15 protein-coding genes and 2 pseudogenes are annotated in these 14,457 nt (G+C 70.7%); 6 read left to right on the top strand and 11 right to left on the bottom strand.

What is annotated here, in order from left to right:
• The 5 genes and pseudogenes from E1292_RS44920 to E1292_RS44900 form a co-directional block, all read right to left on the bottom strand.
• Positions 1–221, bottom strand: a pseudogene (locus E1292_RS44920) (hypothetical protein); the annotation flags it as partial.
• Between the two features lie 23 nt (positions 222–244).
• Positions 245–2,071 carry an urease subunit alpha gene (locus tag E1292_RS44915; protein WP_132605912.1) on the bottom strand — a complete coding sequence of 609 codons (1,827 nt, stop codon included), beginning with the start codon at positions 2,069–2,071 and terminating at the stop codon, positions 245–247.
• Positions 2,064–2,723: an urease subunit gamma gene (locus tag E1292_RS44910; protein ID WP_132605911.1), complete on the bottom strand. Its 660-nt coding sequence runs from the start codon at positions 2,721–2,723 to the stop codon at positions 2,064–2,066. Before E1292_RS44910 ends, E1292_RS44915 begins: the two co-directional genes overlap by 8 nt.
• 184 nt (positions 2,724–2,907) lie before the next feature.
• Entirely contained in the window at positions 2,908–3,708 is an 801-nt protein-coding gene (locus E1292_RS44905; protein WP_132605910.1) for an alpha/beta fold hydrolase, read from the bottom strand.
• Positions 3,709–3,769: 61 nt separating this feature from the next.
• Positions 3,770–4,942, bottom strand: a complete 1,173-nt coding sequence (locus E1292_RS44900; protein ID WP_220447371.1) for an MFS transporter — start codon at positions 4,940–4,942, stop codon at positions 3,770–3,772.
• Positions 4,943–5,118: 176 nt separating this feature from the next.
• On the opposite strand from E1292_RS44900, the gene E1292_RS44895 reads away from it, so the two are divergent.
• The gene (locus tag E1292_RS44895; RefSeq protein WP_132605908.1) at positions 5,119–5,694 is read left to right on the top strand and encodes a TetR-like C-terminal domain-containing protein; all 576 of its coding nucleotides are present in this window, start codon (positions 5,119–5,121) and stop codon (positions 5,692–5,694) included.
• Positions 5,695–5,708: 14 nt separating this feature from the next.
• Here E1292_RS44895 and E1292_RS44890 read toward each other — a convergent pair whose 3' ends face one another.
• Positions 5,709–5,933 (bottom strand): hypothetical protein, encoded by a 225-nt coding sequence (locus E1292_RS44890; protein ID WP_132605907.1) that lies wholly within the window; start codon positions 5,931–5,933, stop codon positions 5,709–5,711.
• Between the two features lie 84 nt (positions 5,934–6,017).
• Positions 6,018–6,200: pseudogene (locus E1292_RS44885) on the bottom strand (response regulator transcription factor); the annotation flags it as partial.
• A gap of 389 nt (positions 6,201–6,589) precedes the next feature.
• Here E1292_RS44885 and E1292_RS44880 point away from each other — a divergent pair.
• On the top strand, positions 6,590–7,324 hold the full coding sequence (locus E1292_RS44880; RefSeq protein WP_132605905.1) for a VOC family protein: 735 nt from the start codon (positions 6,590–6,592) through the stop codon (positions 7,322–7,324).
• A gap of 87 nt (positions 7,325–7,411) precedes the next feature.
• The gene (locus tag E1292_RS44875; RefSeq protein ID WP_132605904.1) at positions 7,412–8,281 is read left to right on the top strand and encodes a GNAT family N-acetyltransferase; all 870 of its coding nucleotides are present in this window, start codon (positions 7,412–7,414) and stop codon (positions 8,279–8,281) included.
• A 69-nt stretch (positions 8,282–8,350) separates the two neighbouring features.
• On the opposite strand, the gene E1292_RS53135 is transcribed toward E1292_RS44875, so the two are convergent.
• Positions 8,351–8,602 (bottom strand): hypothetical protein, encoded by a 252-nt coding sequence (locus E1292_RS53135; protein ID WP_220447370.1) that lies wholly within the window; start codon positions 8,600–8,602, stop codon positions 8,351–8,353.
• A 694-nt stretch (positions 8,603–9,296) separates the two neighbouring features.
• Positions 9,297–9,947 carry a TetR/AcrR family transcriptional regulator gene (locus E1292_RS44865; RefSeq protein WP_132605903.1) on the bottom strand — a complete coding sequence of 217 codons (651 nt, stop codon included), beginning with the start codon at positions 9,945–9,947 and terminating at the stop codon, positions 9,297–9,299.
• Between the two features lie 99 nt (positions 9,948–10,046).
• Between E1292_RS44865 and E1292_RS44860 the strand changes: the two genes are divergently transcribed.
• A complete protein-coding gene (locus E1292_RS44860; RefSeq protein ID WP_132605902.1) occupies positions 10,047–11,072 on the top strand; it encodes a glycoside hydrolase family 113 protein in 1,026 nt (341 codons plus the stop codon).
• Positions 11,073–11,329: 257 nt separating this feature from the next.
• Entirely contained in the window at positions 11,330–12,250 is a 921-nt protein-coding gene (locus E1292_RS44855) for an alpha/beta fold hydrolase (RefSeq protein WP_165975070.1), read from the top strand.
• Between the two features lie 40 nt (positions 12,251–12,290).
• Here the strand turns inward: E1292_RS44855 and E1292_RS44850 are convergent, their stop codons facing one another.
• Both E1292_RS44850 and E1292_RS44845 read right to left on the bottom strand, forming a co-directional pair.
• Positions 12,291–12,725: a nitroreductase/quinone reductase family protein gene (locus E1292_RS44850; RefSeq protein ID WP_132605900.1), complete on the bottom strand. Its 435-nt coding sequence runs from the start codon at positions 12,723–12,725 to the stop codon at positions 12,291–12,293.
• A 73-nt stretch (positions 12,726–12,798) separates the two neighbouring features.
• On the bottom strand, positions 12,799–13,560 hold the full coding sequence (locus E1292_RS44845; RefSeq protein ID WP_132605899.1) for an SDR family oxidoreductase: 762 nt from the start codon (positions 13,558–13,560) through the stop codon (positions 12,799–12,801).
• Positions 13,561–13,718: 158 nt separating this feature from the next.
• Between E1292_RS44845 and E1292_RS44840 the strand changes: the two genes are divergently transcribed.
• On the top strand, positions 13,719–14,457 hold a 739-nt coding region (locus tag E1292_RS44840; RefSeq protein WP_132605898.1), incomplete at its 3' end, for an AfsR/SARP family transcriptional regulator.

The following is a 14,457-nucleotide window of genomic DNA, read 5'->3' as shown; positions in this document are numbered from 1 at the left end:
GCCTCTTCCAGGAGGAGGGGGTCGTAGCCGGTGGCGGCCGCGGCGGCCAGCCCGGCCGCGACCAGGCCGCTGGTGTGCAGCCGGCCGCGGCAGAATTCCCGCAGGGTCGCCACGTCATGGACGCGTCCGGCGGTGACGGCCGCTTCGGCTCCGCCGGAGTGGGCGTGCCCGCCGGAGGGGAACCGGCCGTCGGCGAGGACGAGCAGCGCGGCGCGGCTCATTGGGCTCACCTTTCCCGTGGTGGTCAGAACAGGAAGTACCGCTGCGCCATCGGCAGTTCGGCGGGGGGTTGGTGGTGGTCGACGATCTCCTCGTCGACGATCACCTGGTAGGTGTTGGGGTCGACCTCGATGCGGGGGGTGACGTCGTTGTGGCGCATGTCCTTCTTGAAGACCTTGCGGGTGTCACGGATGGGCCTGAACCGTTTGCTCGTCTCCACCCGCTCGGGCAGGCCGGCCTCGATCGCCCGCGTGGTGACGAAGTTGACGGAGTTGGCGGCAGGGGCGCGGCCGGTTGCTCCCCACATCGGGCGGGGCAGGATGGGCTGTGGGGTGGTGATGGAGGCGTTGGCGTCGCCGACCTGGGCGTAGGCGATCTGGCCGCCTTTGATCACTCGGTGTGGTTTGACGCCGAAGAACTTCGGCTCCCACAGCACCAGGTCGGCGAGCCTGCCCACTTCGACCGAGCCGACCTCGTGGTCGATGCCGTGCGCGATGGCGGGGTTGATGGTGTATTTCGCGATGTAGCGGCGGGCCCGGTGGTTGTCGGCGCCGTCCTGGTCGTTTTCCAGGGCGCCGCGCCGTTGTCTCATCACGTGGGCGGTTTGCCAGGTCCGCGTGATCACTTCGCCGATGCGGCCCATCGCCTGGGCGTCCGACGACATGATGGAGATGGCGCCGAGGTCGTGCAGGATGTCCTCGGCTGCCATCGTGGCGGGTCGGACCCGCGAGTCGGCGAACTGCTGATCCTCCCGCACCAGCGGGTTGAGGTGGTGGCAGATCATCACCATGTCGATGTGCTCTTTGACCGTGTTGACGGTGAAGGGCCGGGTGGGATTGGTGGAGGCGGGCAAGACGTTCGGCAGGCTCGCCATCTTGATCATGTCCGGGGCGTGGCCGCCGCCCGCGCCTTCGACGTGGAAGACGTGGATGGGGTGGTCGCCGATGGCTGCGATGGTGTCGTCAACGGTGCCGGCCTCGTTGAGGGAGTCGGCGTGCAGGGCGAGCTGGACACCGGTCGCCCGGCACACCTGCAGGCACCGGCGCAGGACGGCCGGGGTGGCACCCCAGTCCTCGTGGATCTTGAAGCCCAGGATGCCCGCCTCCACCTGGTTGAACAGCGATTCCGTCGACATCGTGTTGCCCTTGCCGAGCAGTCCGATGTTGACCGGGAAGGCGTCCAGCGCCGCGAACAGCCGGGCGATGTGCCAGGAGCCGGGCGTGACGGTGGTGGCCGTGCTGCCCTCTGCCGGGCCGGTGCCGCCGCCGATCAGGGTGGTGACGCCGGAGGCCAGGGCCTCGTGGATCTGCTCGGGGCAGACGAAGTGCACGTGGGTGTCCACGCCGCCCGCGGTGAGGATCTTGCCGTTGCCGGAGATGACCTCGGTCTCCGGGCCGATCACGAAGTCGGTGGCCGTGGCGTGCCCGTCGTGCAGGCGGTCCATGGTCTCGTCGTTGTAGGCCTTGCCGAGCGCGGTGATCCGGCCGTCGCGGATGGCGATGTCGGCCTTGACCACACCCCAGTGGTCCAGGATGACCGCGCCGGTGATGACCGTGTCGGGCGGCTCCGGAGCGCCGAACCTGGTGGAGTCGCGTGGCGCGCAGGACTGGCCCATGGACTCGCGGACCACCTTGCCGCCGCCGAAGATGATCTCGTTCCCGCTGCGGCCGGGGCCGCCGCACCAGTCCTCGGTGATTTTGATCCGGAGGTCGGTGTCGGCCAGGCGGATGCGGTCCCCGGTCGTGGGGCCGAAGCGGTCGGCGTACTGCTCACGGGTGAGCGGCTGGTGCCGTTCGTGGCTTGAGGGCTGCGGCGCCGGCGACGCGGGCTCTGGTGCCGGGGTTTCAAGCACGTAGTTCGCCTCCGACCTTGCCGTTGAGGCCTTCGATGATGCGATTGCCCTCGATCGGCACCAGTTCGACGTCCAGCGGGCAGTTGGGTTCGAAGCGCACCGAGCTGCCCGCGGGGATGTTCAGGCGCTTGCCGTAGGCGAGGTCACGGTCGGGCTCGATGTCGAGCAGGGCGTTCGCCTCGTAGAAGTGGTAGTGGGAGCCGACCTGGACGGGACGGTCGTCGGTGTTGGTGACTCTCACGGTCGTGGTTTCGTGGCCGAGGTTGAAGGCCACCGGGTCGGCGTCGTGCGGGTGGTCGGTCTCGCCGGGGTGAACGTGTGTCCCCTTCCTGGTCACCGCCGGGATGGGGTCGCGGAGGGTGACCATTTTGGTGCCGTCGGGGAAGGTGGCCTCGACCTGGAGGTCACGGATCATCTCCGCCACCCCGTCCATGACGTCTTCGCGGGTGAGCACCGGTGGTTCGGGGGGCTGCGGCATCGCCATGAGCTTCTCCACGTGGATGCCGGCCCGGGCGCCTTCGAGCACGTAGGTGGTCAGGATCGCGACCGCCTCCGGGTAGTTGAGCGTGATCCCCCGTTCTTTCCGTTTGCGGGCCACGTCCGCGGCCACGTGAATCATCAGACGTTCCTGTTCGTGCGGGGTCAGATGCACCCGCCACCTCACCTTCAGTGCGCCCCGGGTTGCTGCCGGAGCCGTCGGCCGGCTTCAGGCGGGGGAGCCGGCGCCCGCCTAATAAGATCAACTCTCTGCATACCGAAAGTAACTGACAAGACACTCTCTGTGAGGTGGCGGGGCGGTGAGGGGTCCATCACCCAGGGCAGGACCACGCTCGTCCCTATGCGGTTCCCACGCCGGCCAGGAGCTTCGCCGTGCCTTCCGGCGCCTCCGCCGGGAAGTGGTGGCTGCCCAGGTCGATGAGCACGATGTCGAGGCGGTCCCCGTAGCGGTCGATCGCTTCTCGCGTCACCAGGTCGCGTATCGCGAACACGGTGATCGGCTGCTTGGTCTCGCGCAGCGCCGCGTCCATGTCCCAGCGCACCAGGCCCTCGATGGAACGCAGGCCCGCTGGCTGCCGTACGGCGGCCATCTTCTCGAAGTACGCGTCCTTGAGAGCCGGGTCGGTCCCTGCCGGCGAACCTCCCTCGACCAGGCTCCGCACCCCTCCGGCGAAGTCCTCGCGGAACATGTGCAGCATCGCCTCGGCCTGCTCCTCGCTCATCGCCGGAAACAGGGACAGATAGTGCAGCGCGTCGAGTGCGACCACATGCGTGACCGTGTCAGGGAGCAGCCGGCCGACCTCGACGGCGACCGCGCCGCCGAGGGAGTGCCCGGCCACGACCGCCGTGGTCACCGACTCGGCTTCCAGCACCGCGGCCACGTCGCGAGCGAACTCCTCCATGGTCCAGACGTCGCGCGTCGACCGCGACTCGCCGTGCTCGGCGAGGTCGATCGCGAGGACGCGGTAGTGCTCGGGCAGATGCTCGATCACCGCATCGAAGTCGCCCCGGTCGCAGGCCCAGCCGTGGATGAGGGCCAGGGCCGGCCCTCCGGCCGGACCGCCGGCCGTGTACCGGATGGTGGTGTGGCCCGATCGCTGGATCTCGAGGTTCTTCCTGTTCCTGCTGGCTGTCGTCACAGTGTCTCCTGGTCTGTCTTGGTCGGTGTGGTGTTGGGGCCCTCTGCCGCCGGCCGGCGCCTCAGACGCACGGGGCCATGACGGCGCGGCGCGTCGTCCGTACCTGGTGCAGGCGCAGGGCGAAGGCGGAGAAGGTGATCAGCGCGATCGCCAGCGCGTAGATCACGGTGGCGGTTCTCAACCCCAGGGCGGTGACGGCGATTCCCCCGAGTACGGCGGGCACGCTGTTGCCCAGATAGTTGATGATGTTCGCCAGGGCGAAGACCGCGCTGCGCTCGTGCGGCCTGGCGATCCGGGCGAAAGTCCCGAACGTCGCCAGCACCGACGCGCCGAAGCCGAACCCCGCGACCACGGTGCCGGCGGCGGAGAGCCAGACGAGGTCCTCCGTCGTCCCCGCGAGCGACAGCAGGGTGCCGAGCCCGAGCGTCGCGGACGAGGGGGCCAGCAGCGAGGACGCGGAGCGCGAACGGAGCAGGGCGACTGCGAGCGCTCCTGTGCCCGTCAGGAGCGTCACGACGACGCCGCCGATCAGGTGGTTGCGCAGCCCCAGCAGCTCGGCCGCAACGGACGGGCCGAGGGAGAGGTACATCCCGGCCAAGGCCCAGGTGGCGATCATCACCGGCACGACAGGGACGATGTCCGCGCGCAGGTGTGCGGGCATCGCGACCCGCGGGCGCAGGGATGCGACGGCTCCCGGCCGGCGGAGCGAGGTCTCCGGGATGAGGGCGACCACCACCGCCGCCAGCGCCATTCCGCCGAGCAGCAGCGCATAGACCAGCTGGGTCCGGGCGGGGCCGAACTCCACCAGCACGCCACTGCCCAGAGCGCCGAGGGCGAGTCCGGTCAGGGGAGCCACGGAGGTGACGACGCCTGCCCGCCCGCGTGCGTGCGGCGGTTCGAGATCGACGAGGGTGGCGCTCAAAGTGGTCGTCGCCGCGCCGGTCGCGATGCCCTGCAGCACTCGGGCGGCGGACAGGACGAGCACGTCCCCGGCGACCAGGAACAGGACGAGGGCGACCACCTCCAGCCCGATCGCCGCGGCGAGCACCGGCCGGCGTCCGAGATGGTCCGACAGCGCCCCGACGACGAGCAAGGAGCCCAGCAGGCCGAACACGTAGAGGGCGAAGACGACGGTGAGCACCCACGCCGTGAACTGCCATTGCTGCTGGTAGATCACGTAGAGCGGGGACGGGGCACTGGAAGCGGCCAGGAAGAGGACGAGGATGGCGGCCACGCAGGGGAAGGCGCCCTTCCAAGGCGCGCGGTGCGGACCGCCGGCGGGCGGTGCGGTGTCAGAAGGGTCAGCACGCATGCAAACCTCGCAGTGATCGTTGCGTTAGTGGCTCCAACGTACCACAAATGCAGTGATCACTGCGTTCTAATCGCAGTGATCAATGCAATAATGGGCACATGCCCGCCACGACGTCCTCGCCCCGCACCGACAGCCGCACCGACAGCCGGCCCGGCGGCCGCTCCGCCCGAGTCCGCGCGGCCGTCCACCAGGCCGTCAAGGAACTCCTCGCCGACGAGGCCGGCGAGCTGACGATCCCGGTGATAGCCGCTCGCGCAGGCGTGCACGCCACCACGGTCTACCGCCGTTGGGGCTCCGTCGGCGAGCTGCTCGCCGACGTCGCGACCAGCCGCTTCTCCGGCGACATCGTCGTGCCGGACACCGGAAGCCTTCGCGAGGACCTGGAACGCTATGCGTCCGACCTCGCCAAGGACCTCGGTGACCCGGACACCCTCGCCCTGGTACGCGCCATCGTCGGCACAGGCGGAGAAGGCGCCGGCATCTGCCGCGGCGAACGCCAGCAACAGCTCGAGGCCATCCTGGAACGGGAACAGGCCCGGGGCAACCAGCCCCCGCCCGTCGAGCGCGCCATAGACGCCCTGCTCGCCCCCCTCTACTACCGGGCCGTCTTCACCGACCAGGCCCCCACTCCCGAATGGGCGCGCACTCTCGTGTCACACCTGCTGCCGGACTGACCACAAGTCGCCTATTAGGTGATCAGCGTTCTGACGGCGAGCTGCTCCACGCCCGCGGGGCCGTCGAGGCGGATCGACAGCTCCCAGACGCCGCTCATCGAGAACAGCTCGCCCACGGCGACGAAGCGGCCGGGCTCGCGCTCGGTGGCGGGGATCTCGGGTGTGGAGTGTCCCATCAAGGCCATGACCGCCGACAGGGCCACGGTCTCGGCTTCGCCCTCGCCCACCTTGCTCCCCACGGCCACAGCGTGCCACCTCTTCATCCGGCCGTGCGCATCGTCGACGTACGTCTCATGGGACAGGGGTATGGGATCGGCGGCCGGTCAAGGTGTGTTGCGGGTGACGATCCCGTGTTCGTACGCGTAGATCGCTGCGTGCACGCGAGTCCGGAGGCCGAGTTCGGGGAGGATCCGGTTGACGTGGGTTCTGACCGTGCCCTGCTCGATGGTGCACGCGGCGGCGATCTCGCCGTTGCTCGGCCCTCGGGCCAGGAGGCGTGGCACGTGGTGTTCGCGCGGGGCAGCAGGCCGAGCTCGGGGGGTGCGGGGACAGCGCGGCGAAGCGGCTGATCAGGCCGCTCCCGCGCGCAGCGCGCAGAACAGGTACTCGTCGAGGTCGAACGTGGTCAGGGCGAGCACGCGGGGGCGGATCCGGCGGCGGCGAGGCGACCGATCGCGGCGATGCCGTCCATGCCCGGCATCCGAGGGTCCATCATCCTGAGACCGATCCGGGGCTGCCGGCCCGCTACGTCACCACCCTGGCGTCCGGCATCGTCGTGCAAGCCGCGAGCGCGTCGGCCGCGACGAACTCCAGGGGATGGCCGACGCCGCCCTACGCAACCGGCCGCTCTCCTGAAGGCCGTCCGGCGTTCGCCTTCGGCCATAGGGTTGGCGGCATGGCACTGCGACTGGTTCAGGTGAACATCAAGGCCCGGGACGACTCGGCGCTCGGCCGGTTCTGGGCGGATGCGTTCGGCTGGGGCGTTTCCAGCGAGGGGCCCGGCGTGACCAACCTCGAACCCCCGGGCGTCGCCTGGCCGGACCCCGACGGCTTCTACGTCGATCTCGTCACCGTCCCGGACCCCGAAACGGTGAAGTACCGCGTGCACCTCGACCTCGCCACGACCTCTGCGGCCCATCAGGCGGAGTGGGTCGCGCGCCTTAAAGGGCTCGGTGCGACGCCCGCCGACGTGGGCCAGGGCGACGTCCCGTGGACGGTCCTGGCCGACCCGGAGGGCAACGTGTTCTGCGTGCTGGAACCACGGGAGATCTACCGGGACACCGGGCCGATCGCCGCGGTGGTGGTCGACTGCGCGGACCCGCGGGCCCTGGCCCGGTTCTGGGACGAGGCGATGGACTGGACCCTGCACGAGGTGAGCGACGATCATGCGCTGCTGCGCTCCGCCAAGGGTGTCGGCCCGTATCTGAAGTTCGTTCGCACGCCCGGCGTGACCGTGTGGAACCGCGTCCACCTCGACCTGCTGCCGTACCACCGTGACGATCAGGCGGCGGAGGTGGCCCGGCTGCAGACCCTCGGCGCGACGCCCGCCGACGTGGGCCAGGGCGACGTCCCGTGGGTCGTTCTCGCCGACCCGGAGGGCAACGAGTTCTGCGTCCTTGGCGCCGCCTGAAGCGGACCTGATCACGGCGACGCCGGCCACTGGCTGCGGGCGGAAAACCGGGTGCGGAGGGTCGGCGGGGTGGTGTGTGATCGGGGGATGACGATCGCGATGGGCGGGCCGGGCGTCGACGGGCTCGGTGACGTGGTGCGGGTGTTGGGGGAGTGGCAGCACGACGCAGGACCCGTGCAGGTGCATCCGGGGGATGTGGGATGGTTCTGGCGGTTCGGCGCGGAGCGGGCGGCGGCGGCTACGCGGACCTGGAGCCGGGCCGGGGAGGTCCTGGCGGTCGGGCTGCTGGATGGTGCGGACCTGCTGCGGTTGGCGTTCGCGCCGGAGGCGTGGCAGGACGAGGAGTTGGCGCAGCAGGTGGTCGAGGACGTGGCGGCGCCCGAGCGTGGTGTGCTGCCCGAGGGCAAGGTGTACATCGAGGCGCCGATGGGTGCGCTGGTCCGGGACCTGTTGTTCAGGAAGGGCTGGGCGAGCGGCGAGGCGTGGACGCCACTTCGGCGTGACCTCGGCGCGCCGGTGCCGGATCCCGGCGTACGCGTCGAGGTGATCGGGCCAGAACAGGCGCACGAGTGGGCCGCGGTCCTGCGGGCGTCGTTCGACGGGTCGACGTTCACCGGCGAGCGCTGGCACGCGATGGCGGCAGGTGCGCCGTATGCCGGCGCGCGGTGCCTGGTCGCACGCGACGAGCAGGGCGAGGCGGTGGCGGTCGTGACGGTGTGGTCGGCGGGTGAAGGCAAGCTGGGGCTGATCGAGCCGATGGGGGTGCACCGGGCACACCGCGGTCACGGTTACGGCCGGGCGATCACGGTCGCCGCGGCGCGTGCACTCCAGGAGGCGGGTTCGTCCAGCGTGGTCGTGTGCTGCCCGAGCTCCAACGCCGGCGCCGTCGCCACCTACCGGTCGGCCGGCCTCGAGCAGTTGCCCGAGAGGCTGGACCTGTACCGCGACGCGCCCTGACGCTTCCCACGTCGCCGGCGTGCGGGATGGATGGAGGCCGCCGTGTCGAGGCCGGCTTCCATGCGCCGGTCAGGAGCCGTGCAGCCCGCCGAGCCGGCGGATCGCCTCCAGCGGGTACGGGGTGTGCCTGCTCCGGCGCTGGAACGTGCGGTTGAAGTCGGACATCACTGCGGCGACCGGCGCGTGCCGGATGAGGATCGCCGCGGCCTCCTCCGGGATTCCTGTGGGGCGCCTGCCCTCCGCGTAGGCGCGCACCAGCGCGTGGCGACCCTCCCCGTCCCCCTTCCGGAGTCCGTGCAGGGCGGTGACCAGCCAGTCCATCAGGTAGGTGGCGGTGTAACAGCGGTCGTAGGTCTGGTGCCGCGATGCTCGCCGAGGACTGCTGGAGAGCCTGGATCCGGCGGCGTACCTGCGATCCGCCGCCCCAGTAAGCGACAGCCCGCTCGATGTCGGCCAGTTCTTCGGGCAGGGGCGTCGAGTCCGGCAACACCCGCCAGTGAAACATGAGGGGGAAGCCCTCATGTTCCGCCGCGAGCACCCAATTCGTCGTCATGGTGTGCACGGCGAGCTCCCTCCAGGCCCCGAAGCCCGGCCCGCCGATGATGCCGACGCCGTAGTGGCAGAACACAGGCAGATCGAACAGATTCGCCGTGGACCGGACGTGCTCAGGTTGCCTCTCCGAATCGGTGAGGGGCACCCGCTTCACGAAGACCGGGGTTCCGGCGACCTCCAGGAGGGCCGACTTCCCGCCGATGCCGGATCCGATCGGCACGGCCGTGTCCACGAGCTCGCGCAGGGCGCGATCACTGCGCAGGGCCGGGGACGTGGAGACGGAACCATGGGCGGTCAGGCGTGCACCGCGCGACATGTCAGGACACTGCACTGCGGCTTCCACCTGGGTGCCGACCTCGATTCTGCAAGGGCCACGCCGTACGGGAGCCCGGTGCCCGGCAGGCCGCGCCACGGAAACCACGACGCGCACCCTCGACGGTCTGGGGCATTCGAGGCGGGGAGTTCAGTGATGCGGGCGGCCTGCTCGGTGCTCGGCGGCGTCGAGTGCGGGGATGAGCGGTGCGAGCGCGGTGCGGAGCAGGTCCGGGAGGGAGCCGGACGGCACGACGAGCCCACTGGTCGTGGCCGACGCGGCAGTCGTCTGCAGCCACTGCTCGAGCGCCACACGAACCGCGGCGGCCACGCTCGCCGCGAGCACGCGGGCGGCGTGCCGGCCGGGATCAGCGAGGCGTCCGGCGATCGCGCCGGTGAGGGGATGTTCGATCGCGCCAGTGGTCGCGACGAACGCGTCGCGCAGCGCGGGGCGGGTGGTGATCAGCAGCAGCGCGTCCCGAGCGGGTTCGCCCGGGTCGGTGTACTGATCGACGATCGCCTCGATGACGGCGTCGGCGAGACTGACGTCGGCGGGCCGGTCGGCCACCGCTGCCGCGACCCGCGCCTCCCGTTCGCCGGTGACGGCGGCGACGATCGCCTGTTCCCGGCTGGAGAAGTAGTTGTTGTACGTCCTCGGTGAGACGCCGGCGGCCTCGGCGATGTCGTCGACGCGCACGTTGTCCGGTCCATGCTCGAGTGCCAGCCGCAGTGCCGCCGCGCTCAACGCCTCTCGGGTGGCCTGCTTCTTCTGCTCGCGCAACCCCGTCCGTCCTGTCGTCACCGCCTCAGCATGCCAGCTTGGATGCGTGTACGCAAATTTGCGTGTACGCAAGTTTTTTGCCTAGCCTGGCGTCCTCACCCCACAGGAAGGACCAGAACGATGAGGGCCAAGGGCATCAGCTACGACACCGGCTTCGTCCGCAACGGCGAGTTCTCCCGCCGGCACTTCGACCCGGACGTGGTCAAGCGCGAGCTGGGCATCATCCGGGACGACCTGCACTGCACCGCCGTCCGCGTCATCGGCGGTGATCCCGGCCGGCTGGAACTGGCCGCGACATACGCCGCCGACCTCGGACTGGAGGTCTGGTTCTCGCCGTATCCGCTCGAACTGACCACCGAGGAGATGTTGTCGCTGTTCACCGACTGCGCCGAGCGAGCGGAGCGGCTCCGGCAGCGGGGCGCCGAGGTCGTGTTCGTCGCCGGTGCCGAGCTGAGCCTGATGAACAAGGGATTCCTGCCGGGCGACACCCAGGAGGACCGGCTCGAACTGCTGCTGGACCAGCGGGACCGCCTGGCCGAGCGGGTCGGCGAGCTCAGCGTGCGGGTCAACGACTTCCTCGGCGAAGCCGTGGCAGGCATTCGCGAGCGATTCGGCGGCAGGATCACCTACGCCTCCATACCACTGGAGCGCGTCGACTGGGCGCCCTTCGACATCCTGGGCGTGGATCTCTACCGGTCGGCCGAGCTCGCCGATCGGTTCCCCGAAGGCGTCCGCACCCTGGTCGAGCAGGGCAAACCGGTCGCGATCACCGAGTTCGGCACCGCCGCGTACCGCGGCGCGGGCGACAGGGGCGGCCGCGTCCTGGAGGTTGTCGAGTTCAGCGAGGACACCGGCGCGCCGCTCCGGTTGACCAGCGCGTACGTCCGCGACGAGACGGGCCAGGCCACCTACCTCCGCGAACTGCTGGAGACCTACGACACCGCCGGTGTCGACAGCACCTTCGTCTTCCTCTTCGCGCTCGACAACTTCCCGCACCGTCCCGACGGCGATCCCCGCGACGACCTCGACCTGGCCAGCCCGGGCATCGTCAAAGTCCTCGACGACCGCCGCGGGGAGGCATACCCCGACATGTCCTGGGAACCGAAGGCCGCCTTCACCGCCCTCGCCGACTACTACCGCGGCTGACCCGCGACATGCGGCGCAGATGTGGCCTGGGCATCCGCCTCACCCCGACCGGATCCGATGGAGATCGGGACACTCCGGGCAGGCTTGCACGCGATGACGTCGCCGCGGCACTGTCAGCGGCCTTCGAGCCGCCGGATCTGGTGGAGAGCCCGGAGGCCATCCCGTCCTTCCACCGCCGATACAGCCCTCAAAATGGGACGAGGGCGGCCATCCGGCGTCGTAGGGTGGGGTCATCCGGCAACGGAGGCGGTGATCGGATGGCCTGGGGCTACAACCGCTTCGCCGACCACCGACGGGTGCTCCTGCGATCAGGCAGCACGGTGATCGCCACACGGGCGGGACCGATCGAATACGTCCAGGCCGGTCCGCAGGCCGGTACACCTGTGCTGCTCTTCCATGGCAGCCCCGGCGGCTACGACCAGAGGTGGCTGCTCGATCCGCTCCTCGACCTCCGATGCCGGCTGATCGCGTGGTCCCGGCCGGGATACCTGCGAACCCCGCTGACGACCGGTGCGGGCTTCCCCGAGCAGGCCGACGCGGCGACCGGGCTGCTCGACGAACTCGGGGTGTCCAAGGTCGTCGCCTACGGGATCAGCGGGGGCGGACCCTCCGCTCTGGAGTTCGCCCGGCGGCAACCGGCCAGGGCCGCCGGGCTCGTCCTCGAATCTGCCGTCACCCGCAGCTACGCACCCGAGATCCCCATCCTCGCCCGGGCCGTCTTCCTGACCCGGTACGGGACCTGGGCCGCCGCCGCCCTCAGCCGGCTCCGGCCACGAGCCGTCGTCGGTGACTTCGTACGGCAGGAGTCGACGCTCGACGACAGGGCCCGCCGGCGGGCCGTCGACTGGATCATGGCCGAGCCCGGGAGGCGGGAGATCACGCGGCGCCTCATCCTCAGCCTCACGCCCTACGAGGACCGGGCGCCCGGCCTGCAGAACGATCTCGCACGGTTCGCCGCGCTCGACGACTCGCTCACCGCCGGGGTCGGCTGCCCCGCCCTCGTGCTGCACGGCTCCCACGACGGTGACGTCGACCCCGGTCACGCCCATCACGCGGCCGCGACCATCCCGGGCGCCGTCCTGCACATCGTCCCTCAGGGCTGGCACGTGCTGCGGCTGTCGACCGGCCACGGGTCCGCGCTGGAGGCCACCCGTACCTTCCTCGAAACCGTGCGCTAGGGGAAGCCGGCGCCGGGCGGTGCCGTCCGGCCCGGTCCGGTCAGAGGCGCTCCAGGACGACCACGGGGATCCGCCTGCGGCTCCTGGCCTCGTACGTTCGGTAGACCGGCGCGAGCTTGACCATCATGCGCCAGAGCCGCTCCCGCTCCGGCCCTTCGGCGGTACGCGCTCGGGCGGTGAACCGCTCGCCGAGGATCTGCACGCCGACCTCCGGGGTGGCCACCACATTGAGGTACCACGCGGGGTGCGTGTGGGTCACGGACGAGCCGGACGCGATCAGGACGTAGCGGCCGTCGTCCTCGCCGAAGAACAGCCCTGTGCGCAGCCACCGGCCCGACTTCCTGCCCTTGACGGTGAGGACGAGGTTGGTCATCCCTCCCTCCAGGTAGCCGTCGCGGCCATCGGTGGCCAGGTAGCGGCGGACGTGCTCGGCGACCGACGGATCGGGGCTGTCGGCGGCACTGTTCCAGGGCATGGTCTGACCTTTCGGTTTCTCTTCACGGGCCCCCGCCCATGGGCCGGGGCGGCGGTCGTCAGCGAGGCTTGCCTCAGTGCGCGCTGCTGAGGCCCTGGGCGAACCCGCCGTCGACCGGGAACTCGGCGTTGGTGGTGAAGGTCGCGTCCGCGGCCAGGAAGAGCGCGGCCGCGGCGACCTCCTCGACGGTGCCGTTGCGCTTCAGCGGAGTGGTCTCGTCGCCCTGCCGCTCGAACTCGCGGCGTTCCTCCTCGCTCAGCCCGGCGACGCCCATGGTCGGGGTCTTGATGTAGCCGGGGGCGACGGAGTTGACGCGGATCTTGCGCGGCAGGAGTTCGGCCGCGAGGACGTGGGAGATCGCGCGCACTGCTTCCTTGGAGCCGGAGTAGGCGCTCAGGCCGGGGAAGATCAGGTCGTTGGCGACGGTGGTGAAGACGATCGCCCCGCCGTCGTTGATCAGCGGCGCCAGCCTCTGCACCGTGAAGAAGGCACCCTTGGCGTTGACGGCGAAGTGCCGGTCCCAGGACTCCTCGGTGACCTCCTCCAGCGTCTGCACCTCGGCGATGCCGTGGTTGACGAAGAGGTGGTCGATCCGGCCGAGCCCGTCCTGAACGGTGGCGGCGAGGGCACGGATGTCGGCCATGCTGGCCGCGTCGGAGCGTACGACGTGCGCCGCGGCGGGCTTCAGGTCGCTGCGCGCCTCCTCGACTCTGCTCTCGTTGCGGCCGGTGAGGACGACCTCGGCCCCGCCCGCCAGCAGCGCCTTGACGATGGCCAGGCCCATGCCGTGGGTGCCACCCGTGACGACGGCCTTCTTGCCTGCGAACTTGCTCATCATCGACTCCTTGGTCAGGCAACGTGCGAGTGCGTGTGGTGCGCCGGCTCCGGCCGGTGCACCACAGAGAATGCGGGCCCGGACTCGCGGTTTTCTGTCGGTCTGCTTGCGGTACGCCGGCCCGCCGGACGATGACCACGTGGCCGTACGGTGAATTCATGCGATTCGGGGTGTTGGGTCCGCTGGCCGTCTGGTCGGCGGACGGCGATCTCGTGGTGGTGCCCGAGTCGAAGGTGCGCGCGCTGCTCGCGGCCCTGCTGACGGCCCGGGGACAGGTGGTCTCCGCCGACCGGCTCGTGGACGAACTGTGGGGCGACGCGCCGCCGGCGAATCCCACGGGTGCCCTGCAGACTCTGGTGTCGCGGCTGCGGCGGGTGCTTGCCCGGTCCGGGGGACGCGGCCTGGTGGTGCGCCGGGCCCTCGGCTACGTCCTCGACGTGGCGGACGAGGCCGTGGACGCGGGCCGGTTCACCGCGCTCACCAGCCGGGCCCGTACCGCCGCCGGCCCTCGCGAGCGTGCCGCACTGCTCGGCGACGCGCTGGCGCTGTGGCGCGGGCCCGCCTACGCGGACTTCATCGACGAGGACTTCGCGCGCGCGGCCATCACGCGACTGGAGGAGCAGCGGCTGCTGGCCCTGGAGGAGCAGGCCGAGGCCCGCCTGGAGCTGGGCGAGCACGGTCCGCTCGCCGGGGAGCTCGGCGACCTGACGAACCGCCACCCGCTCCGCGAACGGCTGCGCGCCGCTCACATGCGGGCCCTGTACGGCGCGGGCCGGGCGAGTGAGGCCCTGGACGGCTACCAGGATCTACGCCGCCGCCTGAAGGAGGAACTGGGCCTCGAACCGGGTCCCGAACTGGCCGCCCTGCACCGGGACATCCTGCGGCAGAACCCGGCCC

The organism is Nonomuraea deserti (assembly GCF_004348685.1).
GTDB lineage: Bacteria > Actinomycetota > Actinomycetes > Streptosporangiales > Streptosporangiaceae > Nonomuraea > Nonomuraea deserti.
This window is presented reverse-complemented; position numbering and strand designations above follow the sequence as displayed.

Excerpts from the sequence above, each read along its gene's own strand:
- E1292_RS44895 (WP_132605908.1), top strand. The coding sequence starts at position 5,119 with ATGCCCGCCACGACGTCCTCGCCCCGCACCGACAGCCGCACCGACAGC.
- E1292_RS44880 (WP_132605905.1), top strand. The coding sequence starts at position 6,590 with ATGGCACTGCGACTGGTTCAGGTGAACATCAAGGCCCGGGACGACTCG.
- E1292_RS44875 (WP_132605904.1), top strand. The coding sequence starts at position 7,412 with ATGACGATCGCGATGGGCGGGCCGGGCGTCGACGGGCTCGGTGACGTG.
- E1292_RS53135 (WP_220447370.1), bottom strand. The coding sequence starts at position 8,602 with ATGGACTGGCTGGTCACCGCCCTGCACGGACTCCGGAAGGGGGACGGG.
- E1292_RS44860 (WP_132605902.1), top strand. The coding sequence starts at position 10,047 with ATGAGGGCCAAGGGCATCAGCTACGACACCGGCTTCGTCCGCAACGGC.
- E1292_RS44855 (WP_165975070.1), top strand. The coding sequence starts at position 11,330 with ATGGCCTGGGGCTACAACCGCTTCGCCGACCACCGACGGGTGCTCCTG.
- E1292_RS44850 (WP_132605900.1), bottom strand. The coding sequence starts at position 12,725 with ATGCCCTGGAACAGTGCCGCCGACAGCCCCGATCCGTCGGTCGCCGAG.
- E1292_RS44845 (WP_132605899.1), bottom strand. The coding sequence starts at position 13,560 with ATGAGCAAGTTCGCAGGCAAGAAGGCCGTCGTCACGGGTGGCACCCAC.